Annotated in this window: 16 protein-coding genes; 7 read left to right on the forward strand and 9 right to left on the reverse strand. The window is 70.4% G+C overall.

The features are described 5' to 3' along the window. Positions 1 to 171 precede the first annotated feature (171 nt). Together FHX80_RS18530 and rocD are read right to left on the reverse strand one after the other, a co-directional pair. Positions 172 to 1,032, reverse strand: coding sequence for a DMT family protein (locus FHX80_RS18530; protein WP_145767372.1), 861 nt, complete (start codon positions 1,030 to 1,032; stop codon positions 172 to 174). A 211-nt stretch (positions 1,033 to 1,243) separates the two neighbouring features. Beyond that, on the reverse strand, positions 1,244 to 2,449 hold the full coding sequence (gene rocD / locus FHX80_RS18535) for an ornithine--oxo-acid transaminase (protein WP_145765186.1): 1,206 nt from the start codon (positions 2,447 to 2,449) through the stop codon (positions 1,244 to 1,246). Positions 2,450 to 2,857: 408 nt separating this feature from the next. On the opposite strand from rocD, the gene trpS reads away from it, so the two are divergent. Together trpS and FHX80_RS18545 are read left to right on the forward strand one after the other, a co-directional pair. Then, the gene (trpS, locus tag FHX80_RS18540) at positions 2,858 to 3,871 is read left to right on the forward strand and encodes a tryptophan--tRNA ligase (protein WP_145765187.1); all 1,014 of its coding nucleotides are present in this window, start codon (positions 2,858 to 2,860) and stop codon (positions 3,869 to 3,871) included. A gap of 106 nt (positions 3,872 to 3,977) precedes the next feature. Next, entirely contained in the window at positions 3,978 to 4,568 is a 591-nt protein-coding gene (locus tag FHX80_RS18545; protein ID WP_145765188.1) for a 2'-5' RNA ligase family protein, read from the forward strand. A gap of 64 nt (positions 4,569 to 4,632) precedes the next feature. Here the strand turns inward: FHX80_RS18545 and dprE2 are convergent, their stop codons facing one another. Beyond that, positions 4,633 to 5,475, reverse strand: coding sequence for a decaprenylphospho-beta-D-erythro-pentofuranosid-2-ulose 2-reductase (gene dprE2, locus FHX80_RS18550; protein ID WP_145765189.1), 843 nt, complete (start codon positions 5,473 to 5,475; stop codon positions 4,633 to 4,635). Between the two features lie 100 nt (positions 5,476 to 5,575). Next, positions 5,576 to 6,940: an FAD-binding oxidoreductase gene (dprE1, locus tag FHX80_RS18555; RefSeq protein ID WP_145765190.1), complete on the reverse strand. Its 1,365-nt coding sequence runs from the start codon at positions 6,938 to 6,940 to the stop codon at positions 5,576 to 5,578. 139 nt (positions 6,941 to 7,079) lie between these two features. Between dprE1 and FHX80_RS18560 the strand changes: the two genes are divergently transcribed. After that, on the forward strand, positions 7,080 to 8,153 hold the full coding sequence (locus FHX80_RS18560) for a YihY/virulence factor BrkB family protein (protein ID WP_145765191.1): 1,074 nt from the start codon (positions 7,080 to 7,082) through the stop codon (positions 8,151 to 8,153). Here the strand turns inward: FHX80_RS18560 and FHX80_RS18565 are convergent. Further along, positions 8,101 to 9,546 carry a D-alanyl-D-alanine carboxypeptidase gene (locus tag FHX80_RS18565; protein ID WP_411977506.1) on the reverse strand — a complete coding sequence of 482 codons (1,446 nt, stop codon included), beginning with the start codon at positions 9,544 to 9,546 and terminating at the stop codon, positions 8,101 to 8,103. The two genes, FHX80_RS18560 and FHX80_RS18565, sit on opposite strands and share 53 nt — an antisense overlap. Here FHX80_RS18565 and FHX80_RS35785 point away from each other — a divergent pair. From FHX80_RS35785 to FHX80_RS18575, 3 genes are all read left to right on the forward strand, one after another. Further along, positions 9,485 to 9,730 carry an SCO4848 family membrane protein gene (locus FHX80_RS35785; protein WP_244318325.1) on the forward strand — a complete coding sequence of 82 codons (246 nt, stop codon included), beginning with the start codon at positions 9,485 to 9,487 and terminating at the stop codon, positions 9,728 to 9,730. The two genes, FHX80_RS18565 and FHX80_RS35785, sit on opposite strands and share 62 nt — an antisense overlap. A 54-nt stretch (positions 9,731 to 9,784) precedes the next feature. Further along, positions 9,785 to 11,125 carry a metallophosphoesterase gene (locus tag FHX80_RS18570; protein WP_145765193.1) on the forward strand — a complete coding sequence of 447 codons (1,341 nt, stop codon included), beginning with the start codon at positions 9,785 to 9,787 and terminating at the stop codon, positions 11,123 to 11,125. Positions 11,126 to 11,358: 233 nt separating this feature from the next. Further along, a complete protein-coding gene (locus FHX80_RS18575) occupies positions 11,359 to 12,912 on the forward strand; it encodes an ABC transporter substrate-binding protein (protein WP_145765194.1) in 1,554 nt (517 codons plus the stop codon). 133 nt (positions 12,913 to 13,045) lie between these two features. On the opposite strand, the gene FHX80_RS18580 is transcribed toward FHX80_RS18575, so the two are convergent. From FHX80_RS18580 to FHX80_RS18590, 3 genes are read right to left on the reverse strand one after another with little or no spacing between them, the layout of a single operon-like run. Further along, positions 13,046 to 13,816 carry a TetR/AcrR family transcriptional regulator gene (locus FHX80_RS18580; protein WP_145765195.1) on the reverse strand — a complete coding sequence of 257 codons (771 nt, stop codon included), beginning with the start codon at positions 13,814 to 13,816 and terminating at the stop codon, positions 13,046 to 13,048. A gap of 23 nt (positions 13,817 to 13,839) precedes the next feature. After that, positions 13,840 to 14,277: a thiol-disulfide oxidoreductase DCC family protein gene (locus FHX80_RS18585; RefSeq protein WP_145765196.1), complete on the reverse strand. Its 438-nt coding sequence runs from the start codon at positions 14,275 to 14,277 to the stop codon at positions 13,840 to 13,842. A gap of 9 nt (positions 14,278 to 14,286) precedes the next feature. Further along, positions 14,287 to 14,718: a hypothetical protein gene (locus FHX80_RS18590; RefSeq protein WP_145765197.1), complete on the reverse strand. Its 432-nt coding sequence runs from the start codon at positions 14,716 to 14,718 to the stop codon at positions 14,287 to 14,289. 196 nt (positions 14,719 to 14,914) lie between these two features. Between FHX80_RS18590 and FHX80_RS18595 the strand changes: the two genes are divergently transcribed. Then, complete coding sequence (locus FHX80_RS18595) at positions 14,915 to 15,424, forward strand: MarR family winged helix-turn-helix transcriptional regulator (RefSeq protein ID WP_145765198.1); 510 nt, start codon at positions 14,915 to 14,917, stop codon at positions 15,422 to 15,424. A gap of 101 nt (positions 15,425 to 15,525) precedes the next feature. On the opposite strand, the gene FHX80_RS18600 is transcribed toward FHX80_RS18595, so the two are convergent. After that, positions 15,526 to 16,128 carry a hypothetical protein gene (locus FHX80_RS18600; RefSeq protein WP_145765199.1) on the reverse strand — a complete coding sequence of 201 codons (603 nt, stop codon included), beginning with the start codon at positions 16,126 to 16,128 and terminating at the stop codon, positions 15,526 to 15,528. Positions 16,129 to 16,149: the final 21 nt, after the last annotated feature.

Consider the following 16,149-nt stretch of genomic DNA (forward strand, 5'->3'; position numbering starts at 1 on the left):
ATCTCCTCGATGCGGTCGAGCCTGGAGATGCCGACCGTCCTCGCCCCGCACAGCCGCCAAGCCCTCGCCGGGGAGGTCCACGACCGGGGCCGGGCCCTCACGCTCGCCAAGGCCCCCAGCGCGTGCGGCCCCGACGACGTGGCTGTCGCAGCAGCTGATGCCGCCGGGCCCCTACCTCGGGCTCACCGCAGGCGCGTCCCCGGCCGCGTCCTCCGCGGGGGCCTCGCCGAAGCGGGCCAGGGCCAGCGCGCCCGCCACGGCCACCGCGAAGCCGGTCACCGCCAGCCAGCCGAGGCCCTCGCGGGTACGGTCCCCGAGCCAGATGACGCCCACCAGCGCGGGTCCGATCGTCTCGCCCAGGACCATGCCCGCCGTCGCCGTCGTCACCGAGCCGCGTTGCAGCGCCGAGGTGAGCAGCAGGAACGCCGAGCCGCCGCCCACCAGCAGCGCGTACACGGCAGGGTTGGTGAGCAGCGCGGCCGGTGAGACGTCGTCGATGAGCCGGACGGCGACCTCCACCACCCCGAACCCGCAGCCCGCGCCGAGCCCCAGGACCAGCGCGCGCGCCCGCTCCGGCAGCCGTCCGGCCATCGTGCCGATCAGCAGGATGCCGAGGGCGATACCGAGCATCGACCAGCGCAACGCGTCCGAGCCGGGCAGGTGCCCCTCGCCGCCGGAGGCGAGCCCGAGCATGCCCAGGCCCGCGCAGACCACGCCGACGGCCGTCCACTCCGTGGCGCTCAGCCGTACCCGGAGCAGGCGGGCGGCGACGACCGCGGTCACGGCGAGACTCGCGGCCAGGGCCGCGCCCACCGCGTAGATGGGCAGGGAGCGCAGGGCGATGATCTGGAGGACGAAGCCGAGGCCGTCCAGCGCGAGCCCGGCGACGTAACGCCACTGCCGCAGCGCCCGCAGCAGCAGCGCCGGATCGACCCCCGCACCTGCCCCCGGCTCGGCTGCGGCCCGCGCGGCGACGGCCTGAAGTACGGAGGCCGTGCCGAAGCAGACCGCGGAACCGAGCGCACAGATCATCCCCAGGAGCACACGGGGACTCTACTGGGGTGGCCGGTGCCGCCCGGCCACCCGCCTGCCACCCGCCGGGCACCCAACGGACGCGGTCAGCCGCGCAGGACCCAGTCACGGACCCAGCCGAACACTCAGGCGCGCCAGGGCCCGGCCGAGGACCCGTTCACGCAGGCCCCAGTCGAGGGCCCAGTCGCGCCAGGACCCAGCCGCGGAGGACTCAGCCGCGCAGGACGTCGCGGAGCTGTTGCAGGCCCCAGTCCAGGTCCTCCTTGCTGATCACCAGCGGCGGGGCGATCCGGATCGTCGAGCCGTGGGTGTCCTTCACCAGCACCCGGCGGTCCATCAGCTTTTCGGAGATCTCCCGGCCCGTGCCGTGGCTCGGCTCGATGTCGACGCCCGCCCACAGCCCGCGCCCCCGTACCGCCTCCACGGCTCCGCCGCCCACCAGCAGGCCCAGCTCCTGGTGGAGGTGGTCGCCCAGCTCCGTCGCCCGCTGCTGGAACTCACCGGTGCGGAGCATCGCGATGACCTCCAGCGCGACCGCGCACGCCAGTGGGTTGCCGCCGAACGTGGACCCGTGCTCCCCGGGCCGGTACACCCCCAGTACCGCGGCCGAGGACACCACGGCCGACACCGGCACGATCCCGCCGCCCAGCGCCTTGCCGAGCACGTACATGTCCGGCACGACGCCCTCGTGCTCGCACGCGAACGTCCTCCCGGTCCGGCCGAGACCCGACTGGATCTCGTCCGCGATGAACAGCACGTCCCGCTCGCGGGTCAGCTCCCGGACCCCGGGGAGATAGCCGGGCGGCGGCACCAGCACCCCGGCCTCGCCCTGGATCGGCTCCAGCAGCACCGCCACGGTGTTCTCCGTCATCGCGGCCCGCAGCGCGGTCAGGTCCCCGTACGGCACGATCTCGAACCCCGGCGTGTACGGGCCGAAGTCCGAACGGGCCTCGTGGTCCGTGGAGAAGCTGATGATCGTCGTCGTCCGGCCGTGGAAGTTGTCCGAGGCGACGATGATCTTCGCCATGTCGTGCGGGACGCCCTTGACCAGGTAGCCCCACTTGCGGGCGGTCTTCACCGCCGTCTCCACGGCCTCCGCCCCGGTGTTCATCGGCAGCACCATCTCCATGCCGCACAACTCGGCGAGCTGCGTACAGAAGTCGGCGAACCGGTCGTGATGGAATGCCCGCGAGGTGAGCGTCACCCGCTCCAGCTGCTCCCTGGCCGCGTCGATCAGACGGCGGTTGCCGTGACCGAAGTTGAGCGCCGAGTAGCCGGCGAGCATGTCGAGATAGCGCCGCCCCTCGACATCGGTCATCCAGGCGCCCTCGGCCGTCGCGACGACGACCGGCAACGGGTGGTAGTTGTGCGCGCTGTGCGCCTCGGTGGAGGCGATGGCGTTTTCCGTGGTCGACACGGGGTCTCCGTTCGTCGTGCGGCTCGGGTTGGTGTGCCCTCTCTGTATCGTCGGTCGGATCACCCACGAGGAAACCTTCACCGCACGGCGCGCCCGCGTTTTCCTCTGTCGTGGTGGCCCCACCGCCCGCGTCGGAGATCGACCGGCCGCCGTCACGGGCCGCTCCCGGGGGCTCTCCGCCCTGGCCGGTCGGCCCGCGCCGCCCACACCGTCGGCATCCACGGCGAGGCGCGCCCTCTTCCGCCCCTCTTACGTGACTCTTCCGCGCCTCTTCCGCCTCTCCTCCGGCCCTCCTCCGCGCCTCTTCCGGTCTCCTTCCGGTCCGGCGGCGGGACCCTCTCCCGCGTCCTCACACCTTTCATACACCGGCTGCCCGAGATCGCTTCCGTACCTGAGACAATGATGTCCATGGCCTCTGAACGTCCCCGTGTGCTCTCCGGAATCCAGCCCACCGCAGGCTCGTTCCACCTCGGCAACTATCTCGGCGCGGTCCGCCAGTGGGTGGCTCTGCAGGAGTCCCACGACGCCTTTTACATGGTCGTCGACCTGCACGCGATCACCGTCCCGCAGGACCCCGCGGCACTGCGCGCCAACACCCGGCTCGCCGTCGCCCAGCTGCTCGCCGCCGGGCTCGACCCGGAGCGCTGCACGCTCTTCGTCCAGAGCCATGTTCCCGAGCACGCCCAGCTCGGCTGGGTCATGAACTGTCTGGCCGGTTTCGGCGAGGCGTCCCGGATGACGCAGTTCAAGGACAAGTCCGCCAAGCAGGGTGCCGACCGCACCACCGTCGGGCTCTTCACCTACCCGATGCTGATGGTCGCCGACATCCTGCTCTACCAGGCCGACCAGGTCCCGGTGGGCGAGGACCAGCGCCAGCACCTGGAGCTGACCCGGAACCTCGCCGAGCGGTTCAACGGCACCTACGGCGACACCTTCACCGTGCCGGACCCGTACATCCTCAAGGAGACGGCGAAGATCTACGACCTCCAGGACCCGTCCGCCAAGATGAGCAAGTCGGCGGCCACCCCGAAGGGCCTGATCAACCTCCTCGACGAGCCGAAGACCACCGCCAAGAAGGTGAAGAGCGCGGTCACCGACACCGACACGGTGATCCGCTTCGACCAGGCCGAGAAGCCGGGTGTCAGTAATCTGCTGACCATCTACTCCACCCTCACCGGCACCTCTGTCCCGGATCTGGAGCAGAAGTACGAGGGCAAGGGCTACGGTGCGCTGAAGACCGACCTCGCCGAGGTCATGGTCGAGTTCGTCACACCGTTCCGGACCCGCACCCAGGAATATCTCGACGACACCGAGACGCTGGACTCCATTCTGGCCAAGGGAGCGGAGAAGGCCCGGGCCGTCGCCGCCGAGACCCTGGCGCGGACCTATGACCGGATGGGTCTGCTGCCGGCGAAGCACTGAGTCCAAGGACCCTGGCTTTATCACCTCCACAGGCGGCACACTGGCGGCGTGAAGTTTGCGGCCAGGATTGGCTGAAAACAGACCATCGAGGATTGAGGAGAACGATGTGGGGACCGTAACGCTCGGCGTTTCGATCGCGGTCCCGGAGCCCTACGGCAGCCTGCTCCAGGAGCGGCGCGCGAGCTTCGGGGACCCTGCCGCACATGGCATTCCCACCCACATCACCCTTCTCCCGCCGACCGAAGCGGAGGCGGCCGACCTGCCCGCGATCCAGGCGCACCTCGCCGGGATCGCGACCGGCGGCCGCCCCTTCCCGATGCGACTGTCCGGCACCGGCACTTTTCGGCCGCTCTCGCCGGTCGTCTTCGTCCAGGTCGTCGAGGGCGCCTCGGCCTGCTCCTGGCTGCAGAAGCGGGTCCGGGACGCCTCCGGGCCGCTGGTGCGCGACCTCCAGTTCCCGTACCACCCGCATGTGACTGTGGCGCACGGCATCACCGAAGAGGCGATGGACCGGGCGTACGCGGAGCTCGGCGACTACGAGGCCGCCTGGACCTGCGGTTCCTTCGCGCTGTACGAGCAGGGTCCGGACAGCGTCTGGCGCAAGATCAACGAGTTCCCGTTCGCGGCGGGCGGCGGCGCCCCCGCCCTTCCCGCGCAGAGCAGCGGCTCCGTGGACGCGCCCTCGCTCCACCCCTGACCCCCGCGCACAGGGTCTGACCGGCCCCGTCGGACCGGCCCGATCAGGCCGTTAGCCGGTCCGGTCAGACCGGCAGGCGGCGGAACAGCGGCCGCGGTACATGCCGTAGCGCCGACATCACCGCCCGTAGCGCCCCAGGCACCCACACCGTCTCCGAACGCCTCCGCAGACCTGTCACGATCGCGGCCGCGACCGCTTCGGGTGTGGTCACGAGGGGTGCCCGGGTGAACGGGATCGTCGCGAGCGGCGCCACGGCCGCCGTACCGGCCCGCGTATCCGTACCGGCCCGCGTGTCCGTACCGGCCGCAGCGCCGGACCGAGCCGTACCGGCCGGCCGTACGAGACCGGGGCGTACGACCATCACGTGCACGCCCGTGCCGTGCAGCGCGTCCCCGAGCCCCTGGGCGAACGCGTCCAGGCCCGCCTTGCTCGACCCGTAGATGAAGTCCGCACGCCGCGCGCGCTCCCCCGCCACCGACGACAGCACCACCAGCGAACCGTGCCCCTGCGCCTGGAGTGCGCCGGCGCACACCAGCCCGGCGGAGACGGCCCCCGTGTAGTTCGTCTGGGCGACCCGGACCGCGGAGAGCGGTTCCTCCTCGTCGCGTTCCTGGTCGCCGGGGATGCCGAACGCGAGCAGCACCATGTCGATGTCGCCCTCGGTGAAGATCTTGCCGAGGGTGGTCTCGTGGGACTGGGTGTCCAGTGCGTCGAAGTCGACGGTACGGACATAGGCCCCCCGCCCGCGCAGCTCGGCCGCGGCCGACTCCAGGGCGGGGGAGGGGCGCCCGGCCAGCCAGACCGTGCGCGTGCGGCAGGCGATCAGGCGGCGTGCGGTGGCGAGCCCGATCTCCGATGTGCCGCCGAGGACGAGCAGGGACTGCGGGGCACCGAAGGCATCCTTCACGGAAACGCTCCTTAGGGAAGACGGAAGGCGGAGGGCGGGGCGGGGGAGCGGGGCGGGGCGACGGCCGGAGCCGCGGCCGTGGCGACCACCAGGGCGGCGGTCAGAGCGACAGCCGGCGCGAGAGGTCCGAGCGGAACGCCCCGTTCGGGTCCAACTCGGCACGCAGTGCCCGGAATTCGCTCAGCCGCGGGTACATCGCGGCCAGCACGTCCGGGCGCAGCCGGGAGTCGTTCGTCAGGCAGACCCGGCCGCCCGCGGCCGCCACCTCCTCGTCCAGGCCGTCGAGGAAGCGGCCCAGCCCCGGCAGGGAGGCCGGCAGGTCGAGGGCCAGGGCCCAGCCGGGTACCGGGAACGACAGCAGGCCGGGATCGCTCGCGCCGAACCGCCTCAGCACGGCGAGGAACGACGGGCAGCGCCGCTGGGAGATCTGCCGGACGATCCGGTGCAGGGTCTCCTCCTGCCCGTGGCCGACGGCGAACTCGTAGTGCACGAAGCCGCCGTGCCCATGGATCCGGTTCCAGTGCGGCACGGCGTCCAGCGGGTGGAGGAAGGCGGAGAGCCGCTGGAGTTCGCCGGTGCGGGACCTGGGGGCCCGGCGGTACCTGAGTTCGGCCAGAGCGGCTGCCGAGGTGCGGCCGAGCAGCCCTCCGGGGACGAGATCCGGAACGAGCGAGTGGGCGGCGGGCAGTTGGGTGGGGCGGAAGTAGGAGAGCGGTGCGCGCCGAGCGTGCGCCGGGAGCGTGTCCAGGGACGCGTGCTCCCCCCGGGTCAGGACGGCCCGGCCCGTCGCCCGGCCGCGAGAGGTCAGGTCGACCCGGGCGGACTCGTAGCGGTGGCGTCGGCCGCCCGCGGTGAGGCGGGCCAGCAGGTCGTCGAGATCGGTGGCCCGTTCGGTGTCGACCGACATCAGGGACGTCTTGACGGGGTGGAACCGGAGGGTGGCCGAGAGGATCACCCCGGTCAGGCCCATGCCGCCCGCGGTCGCGTCGAAGAGCGGGGTGCCGGGCCGGACCGCGCGCACCTCGCCGTCGGCGGTGAGCAGTTCGAACTCCGTGACGTGGCGGGAGAAGGAGCCCGCGGCGCGGTGGTTGTGGCCGTGGACGTCGGAGCCGATCGCGCCGCCCACGGTGATGTACCGGCTGCCGGGCGTCACCGGCACGAACCAGCCGAGCGGAAGCAGCACCTCCATCAGCCGGTGCAGGCTCACGCCCGCTTCGCACACCACCACCCCGGACCCGGCGTCGAAGGCGCGAATCCGGTTCAGCCTCGTCATGTCGAGTACGGAACCCCCCGCGTTCTGCGCCGCGTCGCCGTGCGACCGGCCCAGTCCGCGGGCGATCGAGCCACGGGGCCCGCAGCCGCGTACCGTCGCCGCCGCCTCCTCGTAACTACGGGGGCGAAAGCGCAGCGCGGTCGTCGGGGCGGTGCGGCCCCAGCCGGTCAGGGACACGGTGTCGACAGACATGGAGGTGACCGTATAGCCCGAGAAAACACCTTTGAGGGATTTGTTACAACACTCACTGAAATGGGTGATTGAGGGAGTGTCATCTCCTACGCTGCACATCGGGCATCGGATTTCGGCGAGGGGAGGGTAGTCGTACGTCATGGACTGGCTGAAAAAACTCCCCGTCATCGGGCCGCTCGTCTCCCGGCTGATGGAGACGCACGCCTGGCGCAGCTACGAGAGGCTCGAACGGGTCCACTGGGCCAGACTGGCCGCGGCGATCACCTTCATCAGCTTCCTGGCACTCTTCCCGCTGATCGCGGTCGGCGCGGCGATCGGCGCGGCGCTGCTCTCCACCGAGCAGCTGCACAAGATCGAGCACAAGATCGCCGAGCAGGTCCCCGGCATCTCCGACCAGCTGGGCATCGACAATCTGGTGGATCACGCGGGCACGGTCGGACTGGTGGCCGGCGCGCTGCTGCTCCTCACCGGCATCGGCTGGATCGGCTCGATGCGGGACTGCCTGCGCGCGGTGTGGGGCATGGACGATCTGGACCAGGGCAATCCGGTCATCCGCAGGCTCAAGGACGCCGGGGTGCTGTTCGGGCTGGGCGGTGCGGCCCTGGTGACCCTGGCGATCTCCTCGGTCGGCTCCGTCGCCATCGGCTGGGTCGCCTATCTGATCAACATCCCGGAGAACGGTGCGGGCGGTGTGCTGCTCCGGATCGCGGCCCTGGTGGTGGCGGTGTGCGCCGACTTCCTGCTGCTGCTCTATCTGCTGACCCTGCTGCCCGGCGTGGAGCCGCCGCGGCGCCGGCTGGTGGTCGCCGCGCTGATCGGCGCGGTCGGCTTCGAGCTGCTGAAGCTGCTGCTCGGCAGCTATATGAAGGGTGTCGCGGCGAAGAGCATGTACGGCGCGTTCGGCGTGCCGATCGCCCTGCTGCTGTGGATCAACTTCACCGCGAAGCTGCTGCTGTTCTGCGCCGCGTGGACGGCGACGAAGAGCAAGGGCGCCGAGGAGCCCCGGCCCGTCGGGAACGGCGAGGCGCGAGGCGGAGATGCGCAAGGAGGCAAGGCCCGGGACGGCGAGGCCCCCGAGAGGAAGGCCCCTGAGGGGAAGGCTCCCGAGGGCAAGGCCCCGGAGGGCGGGGCCCGGGGCGGCAGTGCCCCGGGCGGCCGGGTCAGCGGCGAGGGCGGCGGCGCACCAGGTCCGGCAGCGGCCAGCGCCGGTTGACCAGGAACGCGGCCCCGGCCAGCAGCACCAGCACCCCGCCGACGATGCCCAGTGCGACCCCGACCCCGCCGGAGCCGCCCGCGGCGGCGGCCTGCCGGGTCTTCGCCGGGCCGTGCTTGCCCTTGCTCCCGTCGGACCCGTCGGCCTGGGCGCCCTTGCCCGTACCGTCCCCGGTCACGGCGGACTTCGGGGGGACCAGTTCGCCGACCGGAGTGACCTTGCCGCTGGCGCTGAAGCCCCAGTCGAGCAGGCTCGCCGCCTCGTTGTAGACGGCGTGCGCCTCCTTGGACGACGGGTTCATGACGGTGACCAGCAGCACCCTGCCGTCGCGCTCGGCGACACCGGTGAACGTGTTGCCCGCGTGCGTCGTGTAGCCGTTCTTGACGCCCGCGATGCCCTTGTACGGGGTGACGCCGTCGGCCCCGGTGAGCAGCCGGTTGGTGTTCTGGATGCCGAAGCTCTCGCGCTTCTTGCCCTTCTCCTTCGCGCCGGGGAACTCCGCCGTGCTCGTCGAGCAGTACTCGCGGAAGTCCGCGTTCTGCAGCCCGCTGCGGGCGAACAGCGTGAGGTCGTAGGCGCTGGAGACCTGGTCGGGGGAGTCGTAACCGTCGGGCGACACGACGGTCGTGTCCAGGGCCTGCAGCTCCTCGGCCTGCGCCTGCATGTCGCGGACGGTCTTCGGGACACCGCCGTACATCGAGGCCAGCACGTGCACCGCGTCGTTGCCCGAACGCAGGAAGACCCCGAGCCACAGGTCGTGCACCGTGTAGCTGAGGTTCTCCTTGATGCCGACCAGGCTGCTGCCCTCGCCCAGATCGGCGAGATCCTCGTCCTTGACCGTGTACTCCAGGGTGCTCGGCTGGAGTTCCGGTGACGGCATCACGGTGTCCGCGAAGAGCATCTTCAGCGTGGATGCCGGTGGCAGCCGCCAGTGCGGATTGTGCGAGGCGAGCACCTCACCGCTCTCGGCGTCCGAGACCATCCAGGATCGTCCGGTCAGATCCTTGGGAAGGACCGGGGCGCCGGGGCCGAGATTGACCTGGGTGCCGGTCCGGCCGAGCTGTTCGCCACCGACCTGCGACATTCCGGCCGGCGGCTGCGGAGTGTCGTCGGAGGTGTCCTGGACGACCGCCGAGGCAGGGCTGACGACAAAAGAGGACAACAGAGCGGCAGAGGTGACCGCCAGCGCGGTTTTCTTGAGAGCTGACACGGTCGAGAACGTACATCCAGTTGATCTGAAAATTGACACCGACGGTATGACCCGCCGCGCGTACCGCCAGGACAGCCCACCCCGGGCGAGCCGGCCCGAGCGAGGCGGCGATACTGATTCCATGAAGCTCAGCCGCCCCGTCTCCTGGTTCCTGCTCGCTTTCGGGGTGTGGAGCTGGTTCATCTGGATCACTTTCGTCAAGAACCTGTGGAAGGACGGCAGCGGTCTCGCCTTCGACGACGCGGGTGACCCTACTGCGTACTTCTGGGTGCATCTGCTGCTCGCCATCACGTCCTTTCTCCTGGGGACGGCGGTTGGCGTGATCGGGTTCCGTGGCGTCAGGGCATTGCGCAACCGGGACGCGTAGCGACTCGGCACCTCGTAGGGACCGGATACGGACAAACAGGGCGGGGCAGTGCAAGTGGCAGTCGTGGGACTCGCTCTGATGGCGATCGTGGTGCTCGCGCTGCTCGTCGTCGTGCACCGCTATGTATGGCGCCGTTTCGTCGGGGACACGACGGCGGCGGGCAGCCTGCTGCGCCGGGCGGGCACGGTGGCGGCGTACGTCCTGCCGCTGCTGAGCGTCGGCGCCCTCGTCTCCGGCCGTACGGGTGCACCCTTCTGGCTCCAACAGGTGCTGGCCTGGCCGGGCTACCTGTGGCTGGCCGCCCTGCTGTATCTGACGCTGGCCCTGCTGGTCGGCGAGGCGGTACGGCCGCTGCTGCGCGGGCTGCTCGCGCGCCGGGCGACGGCGACCGGGGCGACGGCGGTGACGGCGGAAGCCGAGGCCGCATCGGTGCCGGTGATGGTGCCGGTGTCGGTACCGGAGGCCGGGCACGCCGGGGCGGCCGCCGACGCGCCCGACGCGCCCCACTCGGACACCCGGACCACCGCCCCGCCGACAGCCCCGCCGGCCGGCGCACCCGCCGCCGGTTCCCCTTCGCGGCGGCTCTTCGTCGCGCGGGCGGTCGGGGGCGCCGCCGCCGTCGCCGGGTTCGGTACGGTCGGGTACGGCACCTACGGGGTGCTGCGCGGCCCTCGGGTCAAGCGCGTCACCATCCCGCTCGCCCGGCTGCCCCGGTCCGCGCACGGCTTCCGGATCGCCGTCGTCAGCGACATCCATCTCGGTCCGATCCTGGGCCGGGCGCACACCCAACGGATCGTCGACACGGTCAACGGGACCCAGCCCGACCTGATCGCGGTCGTCGGGGACCTGGTCGACGGATCGGTCGCCGATCTCGGTCCGGCCGCCGAACCGCTCGCGCGGCTCCAATCCCGGCACGGCGCGTTCTTTGTCACCGGAAACCACGAGTACTACTCCGGTGCGGCCCAATGGGTGGATCATGTAAGGGAATTGGGGCTGCACCCGCTGGAGAATGCCCGGGTGGAGATCGACGGTTTCGATCTGGCCGGGGTCAATGACATCGGGGGCGAGAGCGAAGGGCAGGGGCCCGACTTCGACCGCGCCCTGGGTGACCGGGACCGGTCCCGCGCCGCCGTCCTCATGGCGCATCAGCCCGTGGTCATCGACGAGGCCGTCGCGCACGGCGTGGACCTGCAACTGTCCGGGCACACCCACGGGGGCCAGCTCTGGCCGGGCAACTACATCGCGGAACTGGCCAATCCCACGGTCGCCGGGCTCGACCGCTACGGGGACACCCAGCTGTACGTCACGCGCGGCGCCGGTGCCTGGGGTCCGCCGGTGCGGGTCGGCGCCCCTTCCGACGTCACCGTCGTCGAACTCGCCTCCAGGCAGGCCTGAGTCGGACCCTCTCACGGGTGCCCCCGGCCCTGTTCCAGGTGAATTCCGTGACGGGTTATCAACCCTCTGTATTCGGCTATCCGTCCAATGTTTCAAGTAACAAACAAAAGGCTATGAGCCTCTGATTTCCTCTTCCAGATGTGAAAATCGTGTGATTGGGTGAGCCTGAACGTGCGGTGATCTGCGTATCTGAGCGCGACGCCGAGGTGGGGCTGTTAAGGGAGAGCACGGCAATGCGGTCGATCCGACTACGGATTCTCGCGATTCTCGCGGTTTTGGTCATCGCAGGCGTAGGCGCCTGGCAGTTGCTTCCCTCGGACGGAGCGAAGGATGACCCGGTCACCGTCGGCACGACCGACGCGGTGACCTCGCTGGACCCGGCAGGAGCCTATGACGCCGGCTCCTGGGCGATGTACAGCAACGTCTACCAGTCGCTCATGACGTTCAAGTCCGGGGCGATCGTCCCCGAGCCGGACGCCGCCGAGAGCTGCGGCTTCATCGGCGGGAAGCTCCAGACGTACCAGTGCAAGCTCCGTGACGACCTGACGTTCTCCAACGGTCGGAAGATGACCGCCGAGGACGTCAAGTACTCCTTCGAGCGCATGCTCAAGATCAAGACGGACGTCGGTCCCTCGGTGCTGTACCCCAGCCTGAAGAACGTGGTCGCCGATGGCCGGACGATCACCTTCAACCTCTCCTCGCGCGACGCGACCTTCCCGCAGAAGCTCGCCACCGGGTCCGGTTCGATCGTCGACCGCGACGAATACCCGGACGGTGAGCTCCGCACCGGGAACTCGGTGTCGGGTTCGGGGCCGTACATGCTCAAGTCGTACCAGCCGGGCGTCAAGGCCGAACTGGTGCCGAACCCCAAGTACAAGGGTGCGCTGTCGAAGACCGGCGGGCCTGTCAACATCCGCTACTACGAGCAGTCGGACGAACTGCTGGCGGCCTGGAAGTCGGGGAGGGTCGATGTCACGCATCGTCAGCTCCCGCCGTCCACGCTCGCCGAACTGAACCCCGGTGACGTCGATCAGCGCATCACCGAGGCGGACAGTGCCGAGATCCGCAACCTCGTCTTCAACGTCCGCGACGGTTCTCCGCTCGCCGACAAGCGGGTCCGGCAGGCCATCGCGTCGATCATCGACCGCGCGCCGCTGGTGACCGACATCTACAAGGGCACCGTCGAACCGCTCTACTCGCTGATCCCGCAGGGCTACATCGGGCACAGCACCCCGTTCTTCGACGAGTACCCCGCGCCTGATCTCAAGCGCGCCAAAAAGCTGATGCAGGAAGCGGGCGTGCAGCTTCCGCTTCCCATCACCTTCGCCTACCGCTCCGGTGACGCGTACACGACGGAGACCGCGGAGATCAAGCGCCAGCTGAATGCCGGCGGGCTGTTCAAGGTCACGACGAAGCCCGTGGAGTGGACGGCGTTCCAGAAGGGTTACGCGGCCGGCAAGTACGACATGTACGCCGTCGGCTGGCTCCCGGACTACCCGGACCCCGACACCTTCAGCCAGCCGCTCGTCGGTCGCGATAGCAGCCTCCACAACGGCTACAGCAGCAAGAAGATGGACCAGCTGATCAGCGACACGCTGCAGTTCAGCGACCGCAGCCGCACCGCGGCCGACTTCAAGGAACTCCAGAAGCTGGTGGGCGAGGACGTACCGCTCGTGCCGCTGTGGCAGAAGAAGGACTACGTCGTCGCCAAGCCCGACGTCTCCGGTTCGCAGTACCTCTCGGACGGCACCGGCATCTGGCGGCTGTGGGAACTCGGCTGGATCTGACAGGCCCGCAAGGGTCAGTACTGATCGCCACAGGGCTTTACCGAGCGGCCGTCCCGGAACCACGGGGCGGCCGCTCGGCCGTGCACGCCGCAATACGGCAGCAGAGGCCGGCCCGGCCGGTCAGCTCGGCCGGTCAGCTCGGCCGGTCAGCTCCGCCGGTGGGCTCGGCCGGCTCGGCCCGTCGGTTCGGCCGGTCCGCCGCCCGCCCCGCCACTCCGGGCAGGAACTCCTCCAGCACCTCGTGGACCTGGCGCACGAGCGGCCGCAGCGCCCGGAACCGGGACAGGACGATGGCCCGCGCGACGATCGGGGCGGTGCGCTCGACGAGGCGGCGGCTGCGTTCGGCGTCGTCCGTCCGGTCGTACACCCAGTACAGCACCAGGCCCATCTGGTTCAGCCACATCAGCTGCGGCAGCAGCTCGGCCAGTTCCGGGTCCACCTTGGTGCCCGCGCCCGCCAGACAGCGCTTGTGGATGGAGATCGCCGCGTCGCGGGCCGCGACGGAGTCCTTCGAGAAGGGGCTGAGCGGACTCTCCGGATCGGCGGCGTTCTTGAAGAACTGGGCGGCGAAGCGGTGGTACGGCTCCGCCACGTCCAGCCAGCAGAGCAGGACCCCGCGGATGCGTGCCGCGAGGTCCTCGTCGCCGGCCAGGACCGGCTGGACCGCCGCCTCGTGCTCGGCGGCGATCCGGTCGTAGAAGCCCTGGACCAGGTGTTCCTTGGACGAGAAGTAGTAGTACGCGTTCCCTACGGAGACGCCGGCCTCCTGGGCGATGGCCCGCATCGTCGTCTTGTCGTAACCGCGTTCCTGGAAGAGCCGGAGCGCCGTCTCGAGGATGAGGGTGCGGGTCTGCTCGCTCTTGGGAGCCTTGACTTCCTTCACGTCCTTCTCTTCCTTCACCACGGTCCCGAGGGTATCCGGGATGGCTAGGTCCCGGACTCCGGGTCCGGCACCGCGCACGCGCCCTCCCCGTCCGCCCGGCAGGGCGCGGCCGTCAGCGAGCGGTACTTCGCGGCGGCGAGGACGGTCGCCCTGGCGAACGGACGGCCGGCCGGGGTGGTCAGCCAGTGGGCCCTGGGCCGGTGCTCGGCCAGCGCCCAGAGGCAGACGATCCACGCGGAGGTCCCGCGGTAGACCTGGCCCCCGTCACCGATCACCGTGATCTCCTCCAGCGTCCCGGAGTGGTCGAGGCCGGGGAAGCGGCGGTGCGCCTCCATGGAGCCCGCCGGGACGAGGTCGAGCGGGACCAGCTGGCGCTGCTTCATCAGCCACTGCCGCAGATGGACGCAGAGCGAGCACTGTGCGTCGTAGAGCACGGTGAGCCGTTCGACGGACAGCCGCCGCCCACCGGTCCGGGCCGTCATGGCCGGCCCTCACGCCTTGGTGGCGGGCGCGGCCCACGGTCCGGTGCCCGGACCCGTCCAGCTCTGCGGCGGCACGGGCGGGGTCTGCTCACGCTCCATCAGGCCCCGGCGGCGGATCTTGTTGAGCACATAGACGTTGCCCAGGTGCATGACCCCGAGGACCAGCAGCACGACACCGACCTTCACCGAGAGCGCGTCGAAGAGCCCGCGGGCGTCGGCGACCTTCTCGGAGCTCTTCAGGTAGAGCGTAACGAACCCCAGGTTGACCAGGTAGAAGCCGACCACCAGCAGGTGGTTGACGGCGTCGGCGAGCTTCTCGTTCCCGTGCAGCACGTCCGCGAGGAACACCTTGCCGTTGCGGCTGAGCGTGCGGGCCACCCAGACGGTGAGCGCCACGCTGATGAGCAGATAGATGACGTACGCGACAACAGTGAGGTCCATGCCCCACCCTCCTTTGAACGCGTTCAAATGCTGTTGTCATGGACAGTAGACCTGTCTTTGAACATGTTCAAGCGGCGCTCCGGTGGTCCGCGTCACAGGGTCGGGGGTGTCGCGGCAGGTGTTTCGCTTGCGAAGTGTTCGTCAGCGAAATATTGGCCACTGAAGGGAAGTTGGGGTCCGGCGTAGGCTGTGGGCCATGGAGCAACGGGACTGGACGGACGGACACGTGGAGCGGTGGAAGCCGGTGCTTCCGGAACTCGACCCCGACGTCGAGGGCGCGGTGACCCGGATGAAGAAGCTCTCCGTCCATCTGCGCCGGGTGCGTGAGCAGTCCCTCGTCGACTTCGACCTGGACCGCCAGGAGTTCGACACCCTGCACAAGCTCGCCGGCCGCGGCGGCAAGGCGGCCCCGTCCGAGCTGGCCGCCGATCTCGACCTCGCGCCCGCCTCCGTCACCGGCCGGCTCGACGCGCTGGAGCGCCGCGGATTCGTCCGCCGTACGCCCTCCACCACCGACCGGCGGCGCGTGGACGTGGAGTTGACCGCCGCGGGCCGCTCGACCTGGGTCGGTGCGATGGACGTCCTCGGCAACGAGGAGGAGCGGCTGCTCGGCGTCCTCGACAAGGACGAACGCGGGCTGCTCAACGCCATGCTGCGGCGCGTCATGGTGGTCGCCGAGGCCCGGGGCGGCGCGGCCTGGGACTGACCGGCCCCCTGCGGCGCGGCCGCTTCGTCAGCCCCGCAGAGCCCTGGGCGACGCCCGGTGACCGGCGGCGTGACCTGCCGCGCCGGCCCCCGGTCCGGCCGTCAGAAGCTCAGCGAACGGGCGGTGTTGATCTGGGCCATCACCAGCTGGAAGGTGTCCGGACGCATGGCCGGGATCATCGTCGAGTGGTGGCGGCCGCCGCTGGTCACCGTGACCTGGATGAACCCGGTCGTCTTCTTCTCCTTCATCAGGAGGAAGAGCAGCCCCACCAGGCACAGCAGGGCGAAGAGGATCGCGAGCACGATCGCGACCGGGGGGATCTTCTCCTCGGTGCGCGACATGTCCGTGGCCGTCCACACCGCGCCCTTGAGGGGCATCGTCCCGGCCGGCGTCACGATCGTGTCGCCCACGACGGTGATGTCGCCGAACGACAGCATCGGCCCGCCCGTCGGGGCCATGCCCTGCTGCCCCGGATACCCCGCGCCCGGCATGCCCGGCATCGGTGGCCCGCCCGCCGGATAGCCGTAGCCGGGCTGGGCGGGCGCCTCGTGGAACGGCTGCGGGTAGCCGTAGACCGGGTTCCCGGCGGCCGGATAGCCGTAGCCCTGGCCGCCCTGGCCGCCCGGCACGGTGGGCGGGTAGCCCGGCTGCTGGGGAGGCCCCCACTTGTATGAGTCGTCCGCATACGGATTCGGATCGCTCAACGTTCCCCCGTTCTCGGTCGG

Source organism: Streptomyces brevispora, from assembly GCF_007829885.1.
Taxonomy (GTDB): domain Bacteria; phylum Actinomycetota; class Actinomycetes; order Streptomycetales; family Streptomycetaceae; genus Streptomyces; species Streptomyces brevispora.

Excerpts from the sequence above, each read along its gene's own strand:
- FHX80_RS18560 (WP_145765191.1), top strand. The coding sequence starts at position 7,080 with ATGGACTGGCTGAAAAAACTCCCCGTCATCGGGCCGCTCGTCTCCCGG.
- FHX80_RS18530 (WP_145767372.1), bottom strand. The coding sequence starts at position 1,032 with ATGATCTGTGCGCTCGGTTCCGCGGTCTGCTTCGGCACGGCCTCCGTA.
- FHX80_RS18565 (WP_411977506.1), bottom strand. The coding sequence starts at position 9,546 with ATGAACCAGCTCCACACCCCGAAAGCGAGCAGGAACCAGGAGACGGGG.
- trpS (WP_145765187.1), top strand. The coding sequence starts at position 2,858 with ATGGCCTCTGAACGTCCCCGTGTGCTCTCCGGAATCCAGCCCACCGCA.
- FHX80_RS18575 (WP_145765194.1), top strand. The coding sequence starts at position 11,359 with ATGCGGTCGATCCGACTACGGATTCTCGCGATTCTCGCGGTTTTGGTC.
- FHX80_RS35785 (WP_244318325.1), top strand. The coding sequence starts at position 9,485 with ATGAAGCTCAGCCGCCCCGTCTCCTGGTTCCTGCTCGCTTTCGGGGTG.
- FHX80_RS18595 (WP_145765198.1), top strand. The coding sequence starts at position 14,915 with ATGGAGCAACGGGACTGGACGGACGGACACGTGGAGCGGTGGAAGCCG.
- dprE1 (WP_145765190.1), bottom strand. The coding sequence starts at position 6,940 with ATGTCTGTCGACACCGTGTCCCTGACCGGCTGGGGCCGCACCGCCCCG.
- FHX80_RS18590 (WP_145765197.1), bottom strand. The coding sequence starts at position 14,718 with ATGGACCTCACTGTTGTCGCGTACGTCATCTATCTGCTCATCAGCGTG.
- FHX80_RS18585 (WP_145765196.1), bottom strand. The coding sequence starts at position 14,277 with ATGACGGCCCGGACCGGTGGGCGGCGGCTGTCCGTCGAACGGCTCACC.